The organism is Flavobacterium johnsoniae, from assembly GCF_030388325.1.
Classification (GTDB): domain Bacteria; phylum Bacteroidota; class Bacteroidia; order Flavobacteriales; family Flavobacteriaceae; genus Flavobacterium; species Flavobacterium johnsoniae_C.
In genome coordinates this window covers 3,407,490-3,429,268 of record NZ_CP103794.1, presented here as the reverse complement: position 1 = coordinate 3,429,268, position 21,779 = coordinate 3,407,490, and the positions used below count along the sequence as shown (strand labels likewise).

Here is a 21,779-nt window from a genome sequence, read left to right as displayed (position 1 = left end):
ATAAAATATAGTTTTATTAAAGTTTTAAATATTATCAATTTCTATATTAAATCAATTAAGCTACAGATTGTAGATGAGAGTATTAGATAATTTACCCTCCCCTTTTTTATTTTCGGTTGATAGATAAAATATAACCTACTATAATTCCTGTTGCATTTGCTACTTCAGAAAAGTCGCTACCCATTTTATTATGAATATCAGCTATTAATTCCAGAGAAGTATTAACTACATCAAATTTTTCTACAGAAAAATTAAGTGTTGAAAATTCTATTGACAAATTTGTACAGATACTATCCCAGCGATTTTGTTCTTGAATTATTTTAGTTTTGATAAAAATGTCTGTCACTAATTCCTCACACTTATCAAACCTTCGAAGAAAACCACAAAAACAATATTGAATACTGTTTGAAGAAATATTGTCTGTAAGTGTCATTGCACTACCCATCCTCTTTGCATCATTTATGATTTCATTGTCAGTTTTATTAATAGCTTTTAATTCTATTCCACAAATAGTACGGTCCTGTGAAAATGCTTGAAAATCTGTTTCTTCTCGAGTGATCGCAATATCAATTTTTTGATTTAATTTATTAGTCGGTGAATGTCCAGTTTGGCGCTGAAGTAACACCATATTAAATATGTCAGTAACGTCTAAGTCATGAGAAAGAAACGCATTATTATAAAATTGCAAAATGGGATATTCTAATTGGATTTTATAATTATGATATTTATTCCATTCTAAAAGTTGCTGAGCAACATTAACTGTCAGTAAATATTCTCGAACCTGTTCGATAAAATAACTGGATGAACTTAATAAAAGTAAGTTTTGATTATATCCTTTAGTTAATCCAATTTTAATTTGTTCAATTATTTCTGATGAATTCATTTAATTTTTTTTTTTAAACTATAACTTTATATAAAAATTTAAAATGTCAATTCTTCAGTCAAAACTTTGCGTAATAATTCACTTCTTTTTTCTAAAAAAATTGGAAAGTCACCCAGATCAACTTCTTTAGGTAAGTGGTAAGCTTTTAAAGAAATATTATTTTCATCAATCCATATTTTCAAATCTTTCGAATTTTTAGATTTGTTCTCATTTCCATCGAGCATTTGCAAATTAAGTATAGAGTTAAAATAGTCCGCTTCAGTATAATATTCTTTATTTTTATCAGTTAGTAAAATACCTTTTGATTTTAGTTTTTTTTCATTAAAATGCGAAATAGGGTGACAATGATCTAAATGGAAATCTCTGTTTTTGTAATCTAAGTGAGGAAATAGTAGAGCTAAGATGGGAAACGCATACCTACTATCTTTACTTGTAAATAAAAGTCCGTCTATAAATTCTTCATCAACTGTAATTGACTTATTAGTTTTGGACAATCGGCTTGCTATTGACTGTGCAGGGAAAATTTCGGCTCCTTTTTCAATGTCTTTTTTCACGGTATCTCTAATTGCCTTTAAGACGCCTTCTGCTTGTCCACCAAATATTTGATGTAATAGAGCGACATGCAACCATCTCTTTATTAATTCTCTATCTTTTTTATATTTAACTTTCTGGCAAAAGCCTTGTACCCTATCTGTTTTGTACAAATAGTACACAATTGGTAGCAGCGCATTTAAAGATGTCAAAGTACTTGGTGCATAACCAAAGTCAGTTACAAGTTGAAAAACTTCTCTAATTGTAGTTTTTATTTCTTTCCAATATTCTTCAAATTCTTTTGCATTTTTTATAGAAAAGTTTTTAACCCTAAATTTAATATCATCACTGTAAAGTACTAAATAAGTGCGTAGAACAAAATCTTTATTTACAGCATAACCATATTCCTTTATCAATTCGTCCACTAATCCATTTATTTCTTTTTTTGCATCAAGATTCTGCCATCCCATAATAGTCGTAGACATAACTAAATCAGAGTAACTGAGTGAAATGCCTCCTGAATTAACTCTAATAAAAATATTTAAAGCTCTAGTGAAATCAGAACTTTCCTCAAGATAATAGTGAATTAATTTTTCTAAATGTACAATATCATGAAGTCTGCTTAATATTTCCTGAGCTTCATCACAAATTATATTATTATTTTTAAAATATGTATTCAATTGAGATGTACCTTTTATTCCAAGAATATCACCTACTTTAAACCATTTGTTGTCTTCATCAATATTTAATATTTCTTCAGGCTTTAAAAACGTAAATTCATACCTTCTGTCATCATCACTGTCATTTAAGTCATTTCGTTTATTCTTTTTATATCTTAAATTTAAATATAGATATCTAGTTGGTATTGAATACTCAGTATCTTTCCATGCCAAGTTATAGCCTTTAAAAGCATATGATCCTTTTAAACCTAAATATAAAGCTGTTAACCTTTGTTGCCCATCTAAGACTACTTCAAAACTCGGTATGTTTTTGGTAGAAACTTCCTCTGACCTTATTAAATAACGTTCACGATATTTTTTCAAAATTCCGTAAAATCTTTGATTTTCGGTATTCTTACCATTTACGCGCCATAAAAGCATTGAGCCAATTGGATAACCTTGCATCAATGAATCAAAAAGCATTTCAATTTTTGAACTTGACCAAACAAAATCTCTTTGAATAGCAGGCAATAAATATTGATTATAATCTATCTTTTCAATTGCATCGGCAACTGATAATGGAGGGAAAAATGACATAAATTTTATTTGACGGTTTAAAACAGGCAAAATAATTCTTTATAATAAAAATCATTACAGTATTTATACCTGTTTTTAAAATTTATGATCATAAAAAAAGATGCTCAAAGCATCTTATCTGTGAATATCTAATTTTTTTAAATCGAAATCAAAATCAAGTAATTCCTTTGGATGAATCCCAAGCCCTGTTGCAATACTAATTATTGTTTCAAGAGTTGGATTTCCAGTACCAATCTCATATTTATGGTAATTACTCGAATCAAACTTAGTTGTACTGTCTACTCCACTAAGAGTTTTTATTTTTTCTGCCCTAATCTTTTTTAGATTTTCGCCAAAAGCCTTTTTATATGCTTTTAATATTTCCTCCTTAGCCATAATGTTTTATTTAAAAGAACAATATTTGACTTTTATTAAAAATATTTATGGTGATATATCACCATAAATATTATTTTACATATATTTGTAACAATTCAATTAAAAATGAATTAATATCTTTGCGACTCTTCAAGACAATATTGAAGCATTCGCTTTGAATCTCGTTTCAGAAAATTGGCGTTTTTATAACCACGAGATGATAAGTAAGATGCTCACGACCTTATGGGCGTGGGCTCACTTATTTGTGGTTAGGTATGCCAATGCCTCTGAAACGATAAGCTGAGTTCTGCGCCTTTTTTTATACCTCAGACAAATTCAAAGTAAATATTTCAAAATAGTTATTTGAGACTTCGCATTTTCTTAAATGTCGAATCTTTAATCAGTATCAATGTGAAATAAAAAAAATCCTCTTATGATAATTCAAAGATTTCTTTGAAGAATAAAAAAACAACCCCCTACCACAGCGACAAAACTAGTATAGAGGGTTGTAGCCAATCAAACTAACGTTTAAACTAACCAATCCAATATTATGAATAATTTTTCATTTTACAAGGATGGAAGAGCTCTTTATTGCCTAATTTTTCTTGGCTTTATATTGTCTTTTTCATCACTTCAAGCCAAAGATCCTAGACGGAATCTTTCTTCAATCCTGCAGCAGCAGATTCAGGGTACAGTTACCGACGGTAGTAATCCCTTGCCAGGTGTTACAATCTCCATTAAAAACAAAAGTCATGTTGCCGCTATTTCTGATTATAATGGTCATTACAGTATATCTGCGTCACCGGGAGACACTTTAGTTGTTTCCTTCATTGGATTTAAGAAGGCATTTTATCCAATTCAGAGCCGTACTAGAATGGATATAGTTCTTGAGTATGATACGACTACGCTTCAGGAAGTACATGTCAATGCTGGATATTATTCTGTCAAGGAAAGCGAAAGAACAGGAAGTATTGCACGTATAACCTCTAAGGACATCGAAAATCAGCCAGTCTCCAATGTCCTTGCCGCAATGCAGGGGCGTATGGCCGGAGTAAACATTACCCAGACAACTGGTGTGGCAGGAGGCGGATTTGACATACAAATTAGAGGAAGAAATAGTATACGTACGGATGGGAATGCTCCATTGTATATCATTGATGGGGTTCCCTATTCATCTGAAACAATAGGAAACAACCGCAGTACTGTAGTTCTTCCTGCTACATCAGACCCTTTAAATTCGATAAATCCTTCCGACATTGAAAGTATCGAGGTACTAAAAGATGCAGATGCAACAGCTATTTACGGGTCTAGGGGGGCAAATGGTGTTGTGCTTATTACCACAAAAAAAGGTAAAGAAGGTGTTACACGATTTGTTCTGGATTACCGGCAGGGAATTGGTATGGTCACCAGATTTATGGATCTGATGCATACAGAACAGTATTTACAGATGCGTACTGAAGCTTTTAAAAATGACGGTATTCCATTTGGTCCCTCGGACTACGATGTAAACGGAACTTGGGCTCAAAACCGGTACACAGACTGGCAGAAAGAATTTATAGGCGGTATGGCCAGCTATACCGATTTACAGGGCACTTTATCAGGCGGTTCTGCACAAACTCAATTCCTTTCAAGCTCCTCACTTCACAGGGAAACAACAGTTTTTCCCGGAGATTTTGGTTATAACAAAGCAAATTTTCGCATTGCAGTTAACCATGAATCGGAAAACGGCAAATTTAAAATTAATACAACAGCGGGATACACAGTGCAGAAAAACAGCCAGCCATCCATCGACCTGACTAGATATGTAACAGTTCTGGCTCCCAATGCGCCGTCTCTTTACGATGAAAGCGGCAATCTAAACTGGGAGAACAGTACATGGGAAAATCCCCTCGCGGCACTGGAAGGGAAATACAGGACTAACACAAATGATCTCACTGCAAGCACTATGCTGTCTTATGCGATAATTCCACAGCTGACGATAAAGACGAGTCTGGGATTTACCAGCACAAATCATTATGAGACCCGCACGCAACCCTCCACTATGTTTGATCCTGTTTATCAGTTAGGCAGTGAATACTCCGCAATTACCGCAAATTCAACAGAAAGGCAGTCATGGATAATTGAACCTCAGCTTGAATGGAGCGAAACATATGGAAAACTCAAAACACAGGTACTTTTTGGTAGTACCTTTCAAAAACTTACAGGAGGCCAATTACTTCAGGAGGCCACTGGTTATACAAGCAACGCTCTGATTTATAATTTGGCTTCTGCAAAGGTACTAAACGCTGTATCAGACACCGAATCAATTTATAAGTATCAGGCTTTTTTTGGCCGTTTGAACTTTGTTTTTGACGATAAGTATATTATCAATCTTACCGGCAGACGGGACGGATCAAGCCGATTTGGTCCCGGAAATCAATTTGCTAATTTCGGTGCAGTTGGCGCGGCATGGATATTTATAAGAGAAAAAAACAACAACTTAAGTATTATTAATTACGGAAAAATAAGAGCCAGTTACGGAACAACCGGAAGTGATCAGATTGGTGATTACCAATTCATTAACACCTACACGTCGACTGGTGTAAAGTACGGTGGGGTTATAGGAATTTTACCGACACGGCTGTTTAACCCAAATTTTAAATGGGAAATTAACAACAAACTAGAAGCTGCACTGGAAACGGGCTTCTTTGAGGACCGAATCTTTTTAACTGCGGCTTGGTATTTAAACAGGTCATCAAGCCAGTTGGTGGGAATACCTCTCGCCGCCACTACAGGCTTTGCTTCTATTCAATCCAATCTAAATGCGACTGTTCAAAATACGGGCCTTGAAATCACTTTGAGGACTGTAAACTTTCAAAAAAAACATTTCAGCTGGACAACTAATTTCAACATATCGATCGCCAAAAATAAACTGCTTTCCTTTCCCCAGCTTAAAGGATCGACTTACGAAAACAAATTTATTATTGGAGAACCTCTGAATATTGTAAAAACGTATCACTATAAAGCAGTTGATCCGTCAAGTGGAAATTATCAGTTTGAAGATGTTAATAATGACGGTAAGATTACATCACCAGAAGATAAAATTTTCGTTTCAGATCTCAATCCAAAATTTTTCGGCGGACTTCAGAACCAGATCACGTGGAAGAACTGGAGACTCGACTTTCTTTTTCAGTTTTCCAAGCAGAAAAATTACAGCGAAGAATATACACTGGGAATGCCCGGAACAATGAACAATCAGACAACCCGGATCACAAACAGGTGGCAGAAAATTGGTGATGCTTCGGAGTTACAAAAGTACAGTACAGGTGCAGATGGTAAAACACTCGATGCGGCTTCAAAATATTTTAGCAGTGATGCGGTTATAACTGACGCTTCTTATGTACGTCTGAAAAATGTTTCATTATCATTTGCACTGCCTAAAGAATGGATTAAAAAAGTGCAGTGCCGTATATCATTTGAAGGTCAGAACCTGCTGACTTTCACTCCTTACAAAGGAATGGATCCCGAATTTAAATTTACAGGGTATTTGCCCCCTTTGACAGTTTTCACAACCGGTCTTAATCTCACATTTTAAAGTTTCAACACTATGACAGCAATCCTATATACAATCGGAAAAAATAATACTTGCCAAAAGATTGCAATCTTTTTGGCACTCCTTCTTTTTAATACTGGATGTGATTCTTTTGTGGAGGTCAGCCAGCCATCTGGACAGCTCACCACTGAGACTGTCTTTCAAGACAGGGCAACTGCCGAAGCAGCAGTAACAGCGGTATATTCTTCGATGCGCGATACGGGCATTTTATCTGGAAGCAATATATCGATAACAACAAAAATGGGCGCATATGCAGATGAATTGAATTTTTACGGGACAAGTTCAAACACAACGTTGAATTTTTATAACAATACGTTACTTCCCTCAAATCCACAGGTGAATAATTGGTGGAAAGCGGCCTATAGTCAAATTTATGCCACAAACTCTTTAATCGAGGGAATTTCCAACTCTAAACAACTATCCCAAGCAGATAAAGATCAATTTACAGGCGAATCATTATTTATCAGGTCTTTGATACATTTCTATCTGATGAACCTCTATGGTGATGTTCCCTACATTACAAGTACAGATTATGTTTCAAACAATAGGGCAGTCAGACGTCCTGCAGAGTTCTTATATTCAAAAATAATAGAGGATCTGCTTGTTTCGTATTCCCTGCTGCAGGAAAAATATTTAACAACGGAGCGAACCCGTCCTAATAAAGCTGTTGCAATGGCCCTTCTCGCGCGAGTATACCTATACTCGCAACATTGGGCAGAAGCGAGTAATGCGGCTTCTTATATCATAAATAAAAATGATATATATAAGTGGGAAAGTGATCTCAACAAGATATTTCTAAAAGGAAGTACCACTACTATTTGGCAGTACAAGCCAGCGCTTGAAGGGCAAAATACCGCTGAAGGTGGTGCGATGATCTTGCTTGCTGGCCCTCCCTCCGATGTTGCATTAAATCCCATGTTTGTGGACTCTTTTGAAACAGGCGACCTGAGAAAACAAAAATGGATAGGGTCTGTCTCCAAAGGTTCCCTTAGCTGGTCCTTTGCATATAAATATAAGACGAAGCTCATGACCTCGGCATCAGTTGAGTATTCAATTCAATTCAGATTAGCAGAGCAATACCTGATTAGGGCAGAAGCAAGAGCCTATCAGGGAGATTTAATTGGCGCAAAGGAAGATCTCAATAAAATTAGACGTAATGCAGGTTTGAATGATACAAATGCGCTTTCACAACAGGAAATAATTGCAGCTGTAAAAACGGAACGTCGCTACGAGATGTTTACTGAATCCGGCCATCGCTTTTTTGATTTGAAAAGAAATGGAGACCTAGATGCCGTATTAACGGGAGTAAAATTTGGCTGGAATTCAACAGACCGACTGCTCCCGATTCCTGAATCTGAGCTTATCTTGAATCCAAATTTACAACCTCAAAATCCAGGTTATTAATAATTATGGAAAATTATTGTAAAACAGCAAGATTATTACTTGGAAAAATAATGCTCTTAATAACTGTATTATTTATATCCTTTAATTTAAGATCTCAGAATTTAACGAAAAAGAGAAATGCAGTGACTTCGGACTATAAACTCTGGAGTCAGACCGTTTCTATAGGACTTTCTGATTCCGGTCAGTGGTACTCTTATAAAGTGCACTATGAGGATGGAGCTGATACGCTTTTTGTTAAAGACCTTCACAGACCCATTCTCTACTTTTACCCTCAAAACCGAAAAAGTAGCTTTATAGGTGAAAAATGGTTCTGTAGTTTAAACAATACAGATCAATTATCAATTGTCAATTTGGATTCAGGAAAAAAAGAAGTTATTAGTAATGTTTTACAATACGAAATTGCAGCTGATAACAAACTGGTGATTGTAGTTTTAAAAACGGACAGTAATAATAAAACCCTTCTTGTTAAGACATTGGAAAAGACAGAATCGTATAAAATTCAAAATGTTTTAGAGTATGCATATAATGCAGTGGGAAGCCAACTGATTTATAGCACTATTTCTGAAGGAAACTGCCGTGTTTTTATTTTAAACACAGACAAATACAATACTGACCCGGTTTGTGAAAGTTCAGATGAAAATTTTTACAACTTTATCTGGCAGCAAAATGGCGCATCGTCCATTTTCCTTTCTAAAGCAAGTTCAATAACGGAAAACTTGCCCCAAAGCCAAAAAATTATATGCTATAAGCCAAACATCAAAAAACTCTACACATTCCAGCCTGAACAATCTACTGGTTCAAATTTATCTCCTACACCTGCGCCGGCAATTTCTGAATTAGTACTATCACAAGATGGCCAGAGTATATTTTTTAAACTCAAGAATCAGGAAATAGATTTTGATCTTAACAAAAAAAGTATCGTTCAGGTATGGAATGCTGCAGACAAATATCTGCCTCCAGTCAGCAATGGCACAAGAAGTTCTATCCAGCGCCCGAAAACGGCTGTGTGGTATCCTGAAAAGCAACTGTTCAAAATCCTAACCGACACCTTGTATTCTGAATTAATGCTTAGTTATGGACAAAAATATGCGGTGTTATGGAATCCTTCCCTTAATGAGCCCCAGCCTAATTTATATGCATTAAGAGACTATAAAAGTGTTGACTTGGCAACGGGAGAAGAAGTCATTTTTTTAAGGGATTTTAGTTATGGTGTTGACAAGATTTCATTATCTCCTGCGGGAAAATATATAACTTATTTTAAAAATGGGGATTGGTGGCTTTACAATATTGAAGAACATTTTCACAGCAATCTTACATTAAATTTAAAACACTCATTCTCAAACGAAGAGAATGACTACCCTGGAGAAGCAACACCCTATGGTCATCCGGGATGGACTCCTGATGATCAATCCGTCTTACTGTATGATAAATTTGATATCTGGGAAATTTCACCGCATGATTTAAAGACCAAAAGAATAACGTTCGGTCGTGAGATAAATACTCAATACAGGATAATTCACTCGCTGGATAAAAAAAGGCAAGTAGCTAATTTTGATGGAACCACATCCTTAATTATTTATAAAAACAAGGACTTACTGCTGCAAGCAAAAAATAAAAATGTAAACGGTTTATACTGGCTTACGCCAAAAAATACAGTGATAGCTGTTATCAGTGGCAAAAATAAAATTTCAGCACCCTTAATATCTCAAGATGGAAAGACTATTGTGTACCGGGAGGAAAATTTTGACTTGTCACCGCAGATGATGCGCTGGCAAAAAAATCATAATACTTCATCGCTGATATATCAAAGTAATCCGCATAGCAAGAATTTTAATCAAGGTCGCTCAGAAGTAATCAATTACCGTAATTCCAAAGGACAGATTATCCACGCTGCCATTTTTTTTCCATCAGACTACACACCTTCTAAAAATTATCCGATGATAGTGTACATTTACAGTCGTCAATCTGAAAAAGCATTGGAATATGTTAATCCTTCCTTGTACAGCAGTACCGGTTTTAATATAAGCAACTACACAAATAATGGCTATTTCGTCCTGCTCCCCGACATCATATATGAATCCGGAAATCCTGGAAAATCTGCTGTGGACTGTGTTGTATCGGGTACAAAAAAGGCTTTAGAATCCTTCCCAATAGATCCTAAAGCTGTAGGGCTAATTGGTCATTCCTTCGGAGCGTATGAAGCAGATTTCATTATCACCCAAACCGATCTGTTTTCAGCTGCGGTGGCTGGCGCCGCGATTACCGACATGGTAAGCAGTTATTTCCACTTCTCAGTAAATTATTCCCGACCTAATTTCTTTCAATATGAATCCTCACAGCTTCGTATGGGGGAATCTATTTTTAAAAATTTTATGGGTTATCTTTCCAACTCACCTATTTATTACGCTGATAAAGTAAATACTCCTCTGCTGTCTTGGGCAGGATCTGAAGATAAGCAAGTGCACCACTACCAGACCATAGAGTTTTACCTTGCTTTGAGAAGACTTGGCAAGAAACATGTGATGCTTCTTTATCCTGAACAGGGTCACACTCTTACAAACAAAGACCAGCAATTACATCTGAGTAAGCAAATTATGGAATGGTTTGATAAATATTTGCAAAGTAACTCTTCCATTGTGCATATTAAACCATAATATTTAAAAAAAATAAATGCAGTTCTTTGGAACTGCATTTACAATTATTATTCTTCTCTATAAACTTGAACGGCACAAGATCCGTTGGAGTTTTTTGCCCACAGTTGCTGGGATGAAGGATTGGTGTAATCAACTCGACAAATATCATTCAAGTTGTTTGTTGAACATGTGAATTTTTCCTCATCACACAATCCGGCAGGATTAAGTCTTTTATAAGCATCCACATTGATAGCAGCTCTACTGCTTCTCTCCATCGCACTAGTTGTAAATGCACCCGCAATTGCAAGGGCAAAAACCATAACAGGCACAGCCTGTTTTAAATTAATTGATTTCATAATAAAAGTTTATATAGTTAACGATCTACTCTTTTACAGGTTTTCAATCTTCCCCCTGACACTGCGCAGTTTTCAATTAGCTAATTATTATATTGGTTTTTAATTATTTTCCCAAGTCTGTAGGCAGTCAAATGCGTACCAATCAGTGCATAGAAAATATCATTTTTTACATAAAAGCTTTTCAGTTTTTCATCTTTGATATTATAGACATAAAAGCTTGAAATATAGGACTTGTTTTTAAGATTATAGACATCTATAACAGCCGCCTGATTCCACATTTTCCGATCCTCATATCTTCCGGTTATATTAGAATTTATAAACAATAAATTGTGGCAAACAGCTCCATATTTATTGACAACCAAAGGTGGAGCCGCCAATTTCTTTACCCCACGGCTTTTTATGAAGGCTACCTTAATTTTGGCCATTCTAACTGTGTCAATCGTATTGCTTCGATAAATCAAATTTAATTTGCTGTCCGATACTATAAATTCATTTCGGTACGTGTAAATATAGACATGCCGCTTGCTGTAATAGTCATAATATAATTTTCCGTCAACATCAAACATTCCATCTACTTGTTTCTGCAGCAAATCAGATTGAATACTAACTCTTGCATGATACCCCAAAAACAGACTTCCAAGCTCGCTCTGATCAGTACTTTGATCAATAGTCCTGAAAGATATATTGAGAGAATCTACAACTTGCGGCTGTGTGAATCTCAGTTTTTCTCTCCTAATAATTTTTGCCTTCCAATCAAGCATTTTTCCCCTGAAAACCGATGATATGCTGCCATCAATAAGATAAAAGCCCGATTGATTAATCCTCAATTGTGCACTTTTTGAAATTGCAGTATCATTTACTTTTATTGTGTGATACTTCACAATAACAAGAGCGGTATCCAATTCTGTGGCAATTAGCGGTGCGCTTCGATTTCCCAAATAGATCTTCCCTTCAACTGCACCTGCAAAATAAAAGGAGTTATAATACAGGTTTTTTTCATAAATCTTTTCAGTCCCTCCTGCGAACCTCCTTATAAAAGAATTATCAAATTTCATGGTGCTTTCAGACTTTATAAAGAGTAAAAACATAATTCCTACAGCTAGAAAAATTGAAGAAAGTAATGAAATATACTTGTGTTTTTTTTCAAAATTAAAAATCCTGTTTTCGGCATTAAATTCTTTTTTTACAGGCATGATCATAATAGTTATTACAGCAAGTAGTACAAAAAACAAATTAAATACTAGATGCTCCTTCCAGTTCATTTTCTCTAGGATTCCTCCACAGGAGCAGGGAACAAAAGAACTATAATTCAATATGATTATGATATATACCGAGAACATAGTCATCATACCCAGAGATGCTATAAGAGCTGCTGTACGACACTTTGGAATAATCAAGGCCGTTGCAATGACCAATTCAATTATCGGTACCAGCCACGATACCCACGAAGCGTATGCACTTAGTAGCGGGGACTGTCCCAATTGGACCTGAAAATTTTCAAAATCGAGAAGCTTAGTGATAGCGGCATAGACAAATAATAGTATAAACAATAGGCTTACTACTTCTATAAAAACACTTTTAAAATTGAATCGTAGTTTCATAATCAAAAAGTTTATAATATTCCTATTTCGAGAATGCCGGTAACAGCAAAAAAGATCATTAGCAAATGTAGAGGTGTTTTTTTGAACTGAGGTTATCAAAAACGTGCCAAAAGTTTTAAAAAACGTGCCAATTTCGTACAGAAATACTGATACGAGAAAAGCGCTTGACAAATAGTTTTTATTTGTTAAGCGCTCATCATTTTTAGAATGCTCCTTTCTTTCTTAGAGACTTCCGCTGAGTGTTATCAGCTTTTGATTCAGTTCCACAAGTCCTGCTTTCTGCAGGCAATCTTCGGAAAGATTTTTGAGGTCCGAGATTCCTTGCTCCGAGATTCCGGCCAGCAGTCCTGAATCTTCGGTTTTTGGATCCAGCCCTTTACTGATGACATGGCTCAGCAGCAATACATTTTTTCGCGAAATTTTCAAATCAATCTTCACCAGCTCGCTCATTCCAGGTGTACTCAGCACAGTATCATATACCTTGGAAACTTCATTTTTTGTAATCATAATTTCAACGTTTTTAGATTAATACTATTTGATGTAAAAATAAGAAGCTCCCTTGAGTTTATTCACATCAAAATCTAGTGATGATTGCCCGGCATTTGTGGCTTTCCTACATTCGTACATTGATTTATAAAGGAAGAGCCACTCTGTAGATTTATAATAAATCCTATAACTTATAATTCTCTATGCAATTCTTTAAAGAATCTGAAAGACTGCATCGTTCCTGCAGTCGGCCAGATGTCCGGTTGTATCACAACCGCTCTCTGGCTGCCCAATGGCTCGAAACTCGCTGGCAGAGAAATTTTAAGAAAAATATGGTTTTAGAAATGAAAATGAAACAAGATGAAAGAGAAAAACACTAACCGTATCAAGTGGGTCCACCTTCGGCTTACGACAGAAGAAATGAACCTTCTTCAAAGAAGATTTGAAAAATCCCTATGTCCTAAACTCAGCGATTTTGCCAGAAAAAATATGCTGGGAAAACCAGTAATTCTAAAATACAGAAACCAGTCTGTGGATGATTTTATACTAGAAATCAGCAGGCTCAGAGCAGACCTTAATGCGGTCGGAAACAATTATAACCAGATGGTGAAAAAGCTCCATACCCTGCAGCAGATTCCTGAATTCAGGGATTGGATTTATGCATCTCTGGAGCAGAAAGAAATACTTTTTAATTCCATTGAAAAAATAAAAAACTGTGTATTAAAACTCGCTGAAAAATGGTTGCAGTAATTAAAACAGGACAGTCGGTAAGAAGGATATTTCATTACAACGAAAACAAAGTTTCTCTTGGTGATGCCTTGTGTATTGGTGAGAGAAATTATCCTGCAGATCACAACCATCTGAGCAGCTCACTAAAAATAAATTTACTCCTCAATCAATTGGAACTTAATGAAAATGTTAAGCGTGGAAGTGTTCATATATCCCTTAATTTTCATCCCTTGGAGAAAGATCTGAACCCGGATAGATTGATGGAGATCGCCTATACCTATATGACTGAAATCGGATTCAGCAACCAGCCCTTTCTGGTTTATCAGCACTTTGATGCAGCACATCCGCACATTCATATAATTTCAATAAAAGTAAAACCAGACGGCAGAAGAATTGATATGCAGAATATTGGCCGCAACCAGTCTGAGAATGCCCGTATAAAAATTGAAAAGGACTTCAATCTCATAAAAGCGCAGGGCCGGGAAAAGCAGGTCGATTACAGCTTAGAGCCTATAAACCCCTCAATAGTAAGTTATGGAAAAATTCAGTCCAAAAAAGCAGTTGCCAAAGTACTGGATTTTGTACTGAATACCTATCAGTATAAAAGCCTTCCGCAGCTTAATGCTGTCCTGAACCTTTACAATGTAATGGCAGACCGCGGCTCTGAAAGTTCACGTGTTTTTAAAGGCGGAGGATTGGTTTACCGCATTGTGGATAAAGATGGCAAACAGATCGGTGTTCCTATTAAAGCCAGTGATTTTTATAACAAGCCAACCCTTAGGTTCCTTGAGGGAAAATTTGAAGAAAACAGGATTAAGAATTCCAGACCCGGTCTTAGAATAAAAAATGAGGTACGTTCTCTATTTCAATCAGAAACACCGTCTCTGCAGGAACTGGCACTGGCTCTGGAATCCCACGGAATTACATTGGTTAAAAGGCTTGCCCAAAATGGTTCATTGTATGGCCTAACGTATATAGACCATGTTTCTAAACAGGTTTGCAACGGAAGCGAGCTGGGAAAAGAATTCTCTGCAGCGGCTGTACTGCAGGGGTGCAGAAACACGAAAGCAAATTTTTTAAATACTGCTTTTACATCTGAATTTCTAAAAAATCCAGCGGTCAAAATCCTTTTGGAAATACAGGACATTCTGGTGTCAAAGAACCTATCCCCACAGCCATTGCAGGAATTTATCAGCAGTCTCTTTCAAAAGGAATATCCCGGCATTTATCTTCCTGCGGCATTGAAGAAAAAAAAGAAAAGAAGAAAAAGAAAGGGTCTTTCAAATAATTAATAAATTCTAAAAATTACAGTTATGCAGACAGGAGAAAATGAACAGGCACTGAGAAAAATTTTGGATATGACCCGGCTGATTAGCATTATTATTTTGGGGGTCCATTTTTATTATTACGGTTACAGCTTTTTTGCTGACTTAGGACTGACATCGAAATTCAGCAACCGGATTTTGGAGAATATTTACAGGACTGGGCTCTTCAGCAGCTTCCTTAAATCCAAGTTTATAGCACTGCTGTTGGTATTTATTTCCCTAATGGGTGCTAAGGGCCGTAAGAATGAAAAATTAAGACTTAAGACGGCTGTATATTTTATTGCTTCAGGGCTTTTTTTATATTTTGGAAGTCAGCTTATTTTGTTGCTTAGATTTACTAATTTATCTGCCTTTGGTGTCTATATCTGCTTGACCTGCCTTGGTTTCCTTCTGGTGATTACCGGAGGAACACTGATCAGCAGAATGATCAGCAGGACTTTAAACGGACGTGACATCTTCAATAGGGAAAATGAAACCTTTCCGCAGGAAGAAAGGCTTCTGGAAAATGAATTTTCCATTAATCTCCCTGCAAAGTATTATCTTAAGGATAAAGTGAGAAAAAGCTGGATCAATATCATCAATCCTTTTCGAGGTCTTCTGGTATGCGGCTCGCCAGGATCAGGTAAATCCTATTTTGTTATCCGACATATCATCACCCAGCATATCGCAAAGGGTTTCACGATGTTTGTGTATGATTTTAAGTTCGATGACCTGACCAAAATCACTTATAATGCTTATTTGAAATACAGACATTTGTATTTAATCGAGCCTAAGTTTTTTGTCATTAATTTTGACGATCTCACCCGCTCCCACAGATGCAATCCCCTTGAGCCTTCTTCCATGACAGACATAACCGACGCAGCAGAATCTGCGCGTACTATCCTTTTGGGACTCAACCGCGAGTGGATCAAAAAACAAGGCGATTTTTTTGTTGAATCCCCGATCAATTTTTTAACCGCTGTCATATGGTATTTGAAAAAATACAACAATGGTGAATTCTGCACTCTTCCTCATGTGATTGAACTCATGCAGCTGGAATATAATAATCTATTTACGCTTCTTAGATCTGAAAAAGAAATTGAAGTGCTTATTAATCCCTTTGTCAGCGCGTATTTAAATGAGGCGTCAGAGCAGCTTGAGGGACAAATTGCTTCAGCTAAAATTGCCATGTCAAGGCTCTCCTCTCCTCAGCTTTATTACGTGCTTTGCGGCAATGATTTTACGCTTGATATTAATAATCCACGAGATCCTAAAATCGTATGCATGGGAAATAATCCGCAGAAAATACAGACTTATGGAGCCGTACTTTCTTTGTATATCAACCGCCTTGTCAAGCAGGTAAACCAGAAGGATAAATTTAAAAGCAGTCTGATATTTGACGAATTTCCAACCGTATATCTAAACAATATAGATAGTTTGATTGCAACAGCAAGAAGCAATAAAGTCAGTACCTGTTTGGGAATACAGGACTTTAGCCAGCTCAAAAAAGATTATGGCCGTGAGCAGGCCGATGTGATTATGAACATAACGGGAAATATAATCTCAGGACAAGTTACAGGGGATACTGCTAAACAGCTTTCTGAGCGTTTTGGAAAGATCATGCAGGAACGTGAAAGCCTTTCCATTAACAGTTCAGATACGTCCATAAGCAGGTCCCGCCAGCTTGAATCTGCCGTTCCTGCCTCTAAAATTGCATCGCTGAGTTCTGGGGAATTTGTTGGTATGACGGCAGATAATCCTGATTGCAGGATTGATCTTAAAAGTTTCCATTCAGAAATTTTAAACGATCATAAAGCACTTCAGAAAGAAACTGAAAATAATATAGATTTTCCCACAGTTCGCAGTTTGGAAAATGGAATTGTAAATAGAAATTACGCGCAGATTAAAAAAGATATTCAGGATCTTTCTGAATCTGAAATTGATATTATTGCAGGTGACGTGAACCGCAAACATCTGATAGTGAAAAAAAAGAAAAATTAAAAACGTTTTCACAATCTTGATCGTTTAGATAAAGAAAAAATGTGTATTAAAATTTAAATTTAGGACAGCTGATTTTGCTTTTTTGGAAAAAGGATCAGCATATTTATGTTTCTCTTACACTAAATTAATTGATCTTAATATTTATACCGGCAAAACATTTCATTAGGTCTATTCATAAATAAAATCTTTTTATTGATTACGACGTAAATTCTGAACAAACCCAAATTCTGATTTTTTTTGCATTTCATAAAGTATTGTAAAATAAGGATTTTTAAATTTTGTTGCTATTTGTAACATAATAATATTTAAATAATGTTATTATCTGTACTAATTTTGACCTGTGTAAAATGATATAGATTATGAGCCGGGCCATTGTACATATTGACATGAATACGTTTTTCGTTTCCTGCGAGAGACTTACCAATTCTGAACTTAACGGGATTCCTCTCATCATTGGAGGTGGTGATAGAGGTGTTGTAGCATCATGTTCTTACGAAGCACGCCGTTTTGGAGTGCGTTCAGCAATGCCGATTCATATGGCAATGAAATTATGCCCGCAGGCTAAAATTATGAAAGGTGATATGGAATTATACTCCAGGCTTTCCCATGAGATCACAGAAATAATTCAAGAAAAAGCGCCTGTTGTAGAAAAAGCAAGCATTGATGAATTTTATCTGGACATTACAGGTATGGATAAGTTTCATGGCAGTTATAAGTGGACAAATGAGCTTGCTCAGACCATTATAAAAGAAACTGGCCTACCCCTGACATTTGCCCTATCCATCAACAAGACAGTTTCTAAAATTGGTACAGGCGAAGGCAAACAAAAACAGAATCTGGAGATACCTCAACATTTAGTTCAGTCTTTTCTGAATCCCTTGTCTGTTCAGAAAATACCCATGGTCGGAGATAAAACTTTTCAGCTTCTCTCACGTATAGGGATTCGTACAATTGAAACCCTTTCTAAGATGCCCTGCGAAGTACTTCAGCAGATGATAGGAAAGAATGGTTCTGAGCTGTGGAAGAAAGCCAATGGAATAGATAACAATCCCGTTGAGCCATATACCGAAAGAAAGTCAATATCTACCGAACATACTTTTACCCAAGATACCATCGATATTCCAAAACTCAAAAGGATTATTTTAGGTATGGTAGAAAAACTGGCTTTTCAATTGCGCTCGGAAGAATGGCTGACCTCGACAGTAACCATCAAAATACGTTATGCAAATTTTGATACTGAAACCAAACAGTGCCGGGTTCAATATACCTCAGCTGATCATATCCTTTCGAAAACTGTTACAGATTTATTTGAAAAACTATACCAACGTCGTATGCGACTTCGCCTAATTGGAGTAAGATTCAGTGGACTCGTGCGGGGAACTTACCAAATAGACCTTTTTCAGGATACTGAGGAAATGCTGGCACTTTATCAGGCCATGGATCGAATGAAAAGCCGTTACGGCTTTGATGCAGTAATGCGATGCGCTGGGGCATCTTTCAAACCCAATACTAAAAATGAAATTTTAAAACGTAAATCAGATTAAATGTATCTCAACTGTCATTCTTTTCATTCTCTTCGCCACGGAACTATTCCGCTCGAAGAGTTGATCTCGCAGGCCACGGTTTGCGGTGTTAATGCAATGGCTCTGACTGATATTAATACCGTAACAGGCATTTATGATTTTATAAAAGGATGTAAAGCTATTGGAATTAAGCCTATTGTCGGAATAGAATTCCGCTCGGAACATAAACTGCGTTTTATAGGACTGGCAAAAAGCGCATCAGGTCTTGCAGAAATGAACCGTTTCTTGACCAAACATAATTTTGACAATACTGTTCTGCCTGAATCTGCTCCAGAATTTGACAATGTATTTGTTATTTATCCTCTAGAGAACGCTCCTCTTCTTTTAAAGGAAAATGAATACATCGGCATTCGTCCGGAACAGCTCCAGAAACTGGTTCTGACTGATTGGAAAAAGAGGCAGGAAAAAATGGTAATCCTCCAGCCTGTTACCTTCCGTACAAGAACCGAATACAACCTGCACAGGATACTGCGTGCCATTGATATGAACTTGATATTATCCAAACTGACTACTGAAGATTACTGTCTGGAAACTGAAGTAATGCAGCCTCTGGAATACTTGATTTCCTTTTATGCCGAGTATCCTCAGATTATTTCAAATACCGAAAAAATTATTGCTGAATGTAATTTTGAATTTGATTTTAAAACTCCTAAAAACAAGAAATTTTACACCAACAGTAAAAAAGATGATATTCTGCTGCTGACAACTCTGGCTCAGCAGGGATTGGAGTGGCGCTATGGCAAAAATAATGCGGAGGCTAAATCGCGTATGTTCAAAGAACTTAAAGTGATTGACCAGCTGGAGTTCAGCGGTTATTTCTTGATTACATGGGATATCATAAGATTCAGTAATTCTCAGGGATTTCTTCATATCGGTCGCGGAAGCGGTGCCAACAGCATCATTGCTTATTGTCTGGGCATAACCGACATCTGTCCCTTGGAACTTGATCTGTACTTTGAGCGGTTTTTAAACCTGAATCGTAAAAGTCCGCCCGATTTTGACATTGATTGGAGCTGGAAGGAACGTGATACGATTCTTGAATATATATTTTCTCGTTACGGCTATGATCACGTAGCATTCTGCGGTACAAATGTTGAATTTAAATACCGTTCTATTTTTCGTGAAGTTGGCAAAGTTTTCGGGCTTCCAAAAGAAGAACTTGATGCCCTTGCCAAAAATCCTATGGAACTGCATGCTTCCAATAAAGTAGTTCGACAAGTACAGCAGTATGGAATGCTCTTAGAAAAATACCCTAATCAACGTAGTATGCACTCTTGCGGAATACTCATTTCCGAAGAGCCTATCACCAATTATACACCGCTGGAAATGCCTCCAAAAGGCTTTCCAATTGTTCTTTTTGATATGCATATAGCTGAAGATATTGGGCTTGAAAAATTTGATATCCTTAGCCAGCGTGGGATCGGGCATATTGATGATAGTGTAAAGCTTATTGAAAAAAACCGTGGCATTCGTCTTAACATACGTGATACTACAATTTCAAAAAATGAGGCTAAGTGCAATGAGTTTCTCGGAATAGGAAAGACTATAGGCTGTTTTTACATTGAGAGCCCTGCCATGCGTGGACTGCTTCGCCGTTTGAATTGTGATAATTACAAAACTTTAGTAGCAGCCTCCTCTATCATACGTCCCGGTGTGGCGCAGTCAGGAATGATGAAAGAGTATATCTTCCGCCATAACCATCCAGACAAGTTTGAGTATTTCCACCCTGTCTTTCAGGAGCAGTTGGGCGAAACTTACGGTATTATGGTATATCAGGAAGACGTTATCAAAATTGCACTGCATTATGGCGGGCTTCCAGCAGCTGATGGAGATATCCTGCGCCGTGCCATGTCAGGGAAAGGACGTTCAAAAACAGCACTGCAGAAAGTGAAGGATAATTTCTTTCTTTCTTGTCTACAGCAAGGCCATCCGCTAAAACTCAGTGAGGAAATATACCGCCAGATCGAGTCTTTTGCTGGTTATTCTTTCTGCAAGGCGCATTCGGCATCTTATGCGGTAGAGAGTTATCAGAGCCTTTATCTCAAAGTTTATTATCCTGTAGAGTTTATGGTGGCTGTTATCAACAATCAGGGAGGATTCTATCGCACAGAAGTATATGTCCATGAAGCAAAAATGTCGGGAGCTGCAATTCATAATCCGTGTGTAAACAAAAGTGAACTTGAAACCACACTTTACGGCACAGATGTCTATCTGGGCTTCATGCACCTTCAGAGCCTCGAATCCAGAATCGCTCTTCTCATACAGCAGGAACGTGAAAAAAACGGATTATACAAATCACTTGAAGATTTTATCAACCGCATTCCTATTGGCATCGAAGGAATACAGATCCTTATTTTCATCGGTGCATTCCGTTTCACAGGTAAATCAAAAAATCAGCTGCTTGTAATTGCTCGGCTTATTTTAGTCAACTTTAAACCCGAAAACCGAAACCTGATGCTCATTCAAGAACCTGTCAAGGAATACGAGCTTCCACAACTGGAACGTTCTGAATTTGAAGATGCCTTCGATGAAATAGAACTCTTAAGTTTCCCTGTATCCTGCTCCCCTTTTGATTTATTGCAGACAAAATTCAGAGGTGATGTAATGGCAAAAGATTTATTGATGTATCATAGGAAAACTGTCCGCATGCTGGCGTATCTCATCTCACGCAAGCACGTCCCTACAAAGATGGGTGCTATGTATTTCGGAACCTGGATTGATGCTGACGGGGAATTTTTCGATACTGCACATTTTACAGACAGTCTTGCGAAATATCCATTTCAGGGAGGAGGCTGTTATTTATTATTAGGAAATGTTGAGGTCGATTATCACTTCCCAACTATTACTGTAACCAAAATGGCCAAAATGCCTTTTATTGCAGATCCTAGATATTCAAATGCCAATGATAGACAATATAAAGTTCATGAACAGATTCGAGAGGATGTAAGTATGACACATCGTAAACCTTATCCGCAAGAGCATGAGATTAATCTGCCCAGACAAAAAATGACGCCGTAAATTGAAAACAGTGACATACTTATGTGGAAATTCATAAAAAGTTAGATG

Annotated in this window: 14 protein-coding genes; 8 read left to right on the top strand and 6 right to left on the bottom strand. The window is 36.7% G+C overall.

Annotation, left to right across the window (positions count from 1 at the left end; translation table 11 throughout):
- Window positions 1-106: 106 nt before the first annotated feature.
- The 3 genes from NYQ10_RS14925 to NYQ10_RS14915 form a co-directional block, all read right to left on the bottom strand.
- Window positions 107-883, bottom strand: a complete 777-nt coding sequence (locus tag NYQ10_RS14925) for a hypothetical protein (RefSeq protein ID WP_289877126.1) — start codon at window positions 881-883, stop codon at window positions 107-109.
- Window positions 884-921: 38 nt separating this feature from the next.
- Window positions 922-2,670, bottom strand: a complete 1,749-nt coding sequence (locus tag NYQ10_RS14920; protein WP_289877125.1) for a DUF262 domain-containing protein — start codon at window positions 2,668-2,670, stop codon at window positions 922-924.
- A gap of 114 nt (window positions 2,671-2,784) precedes the next feature.
- Window positions 2,785-3,045, bottom strand: coding sequence for a helix-turn-helix domain-containing protein (locus tag NYQ10_RS14915; RefSeq protein ID WP_289877124.1), 261 nt, complete (start codon window positions 3,043-3,045; stop codon window positions 2,785-2,787).
- Window positions 3,046-3,574: 529 nt separating this feature from the next.
- Between NYQ10_RS14915 and NYQ10_RS14910 the strand changes: the two genes are divergently transcribed.
- The 3 genes from NYQ10_RS14910 to NYQ10_RS14900 are packed head-to-tail and all read left to right on the top strand — an operon-like array spanning window position 3,575 to window position 10,674.
- Window positions 3,575-6,598, top strand: a complete 3,024-nt coding sequence (locus NYQ10_RS14910; protein ID WP_289877123.1) for a SusC/RagA family TonB-linked outer membrane protein — start codon at window positions 3,575-3,577, stop codon at window positions 6,596-6,598.
- A 12-nt stretch (window positions 6,599-6,610) separates the two neighbouring features.
- Window positions 6,611-8,020 carry a RagB/SusD family nutrient uptake outer membrane protein gene (locus NYQ10_RS14905; RefSeq protein WP_289877122.1) on the top strand — a complete coding sequence of 470 codons (1,410 nt, stop codon included), beginning with the start codon at window positions 6,611-6,613 and terminating at the stop codon, window positions 8,018-8,020.
- A gap of 5 nt (window positions 8,021-8,025) precedes the next feature.
- A complete protein-coding gene (locus NYQ10_RS14900) occupies window positions 8,026-10,674 on the top strand; it encodes an alpha/beta hydrolase family protein (protein WP_289877121.1) in 2,649 nt (882 codons plus the stop codon).
- Window positions 10,675-10,721: 47 nt separating this feature from the next.
- Here the strand turns inward: NYQ10_RS14900 and NYQ10_RS14895 are convergent, their stop codons facing one another.
- The 3 genes from NYQ10_RS14895 to NYQ10_RS14885 all read right to left on the bottom strand — a co-directional run bounded on the left by NYQ10_RS14895 (window position 10,722) and on the right by NYQ10_RS14885 (window position 13,117).
- Window positions 10,722-11,009, bottom strand: coding sequence for a DUF6520 family protein (locus tag NYQ10_RS14895; RefSeq protein WP_289877120.1), 288 nt, complete (start codon window positions 11,007-11,009; stop codon window positions 10,722-10,724).
- Between the two features lie 80 nt (window positions 11,010-11,089).
- The gene (locus NYQ10_RS14890; protein ID WP_289877119.1) at window positions 11,090-12,610 is read right to left on the bottom strand and encodes a MauE/DoxX family redox-associated membrane protein; all 1,521 of its coding nucleotides are present in this window, start codon (window positions 12,608-12,610) and stop codon (window positions 11,090-11,092) included.
- Between the two features lie 222 nt (window positions 12,611-12,832).
- Window positions 12,833-13,117, bottom strand: coding sequence for a hypothetical protein (locus NYQ10_RS14885; protein ID WP_289877118.1), 285 nt, complete (start codon window positions 13,115-13,117; stop codon window positions 12,833-12,835).
- Window positions 13,118-13,456: 339 nt separating this feature from the next.
- On the opposite strand from NYQ10_RS14885, the gene NYQ10_RS14880 reads away from it, so the two are divergent.
- From NYQ10_RS14880 to NYQ10_RS14860, 5 genes are all read left to right on the top strand, one after another.
- Window positions 13,457-13,846, top strand: coding sequence for a plasmid mobilization protein (locus NYQ10_RS14880; RefSeq protein WP_289877117.1), 390 nt, complete (start codon window positions 13,457-13,459; stop codon window positions 13,844-13,846).
- Window positions 13,834-15,117 carry a relaxase/mobilization nuclease domain-containing protein gene (locus tag NYQ10_RS14875; RefSeq protein ID WP_289877116.1) on the top strand — a complete coding sequence of 428 codons (1,284 nt, stop codon included), beginning with the start codon at window positions 13,834-13,836 and terminating at the stop codon, window positions 15,115-15,117. Before NYQ10_RS14880 ends, NYQ10_RS14875 begins: the two co-directional genes overlap by 13 nt.
- Window positions 15,118-15,138: 21 nt before the next feature.
- The gene (gene mobC, locus NYQ10_RS14870; RefSeq protein WP_289877115.1) at window positions 15,139-17,130 is read left to right on the top strand and encodes a conjugal transfer protein MobC; all 1,992 of its coding nucleotides are present in this window, start codon (window positions 15,139-15,141) and stop codon (window positions 17,128-17,130) included.
- 359 nt (window positions 17,131-17,489) lie between these two features.
- Window positions 17,490-18,674 (top strand): DNA polymerase IV, encoded by a 1,185-nt coding sequence (dinB, locus tag NYQ10_RS14865; protein WP_289877114.1) that lies wholly within the window; start codon window positions 17,490-17,492, stop codon window positions 18,672-18,674.
- Window positions 18,675-21,731, top strand: a complete 3,057-nt coding sequence (locus NYQ10_RS14860) for a DNA polymerase III subunit alpha (protein WP_289877113.1) — start codon at window positions 18,675-18,677, stop codon at window positions 21,729-21,731. It begins immediately after the preceding gene.
- The last annotated feature ends 48 nt before the right edge of the window (window positions 21,732-21,779 follow it).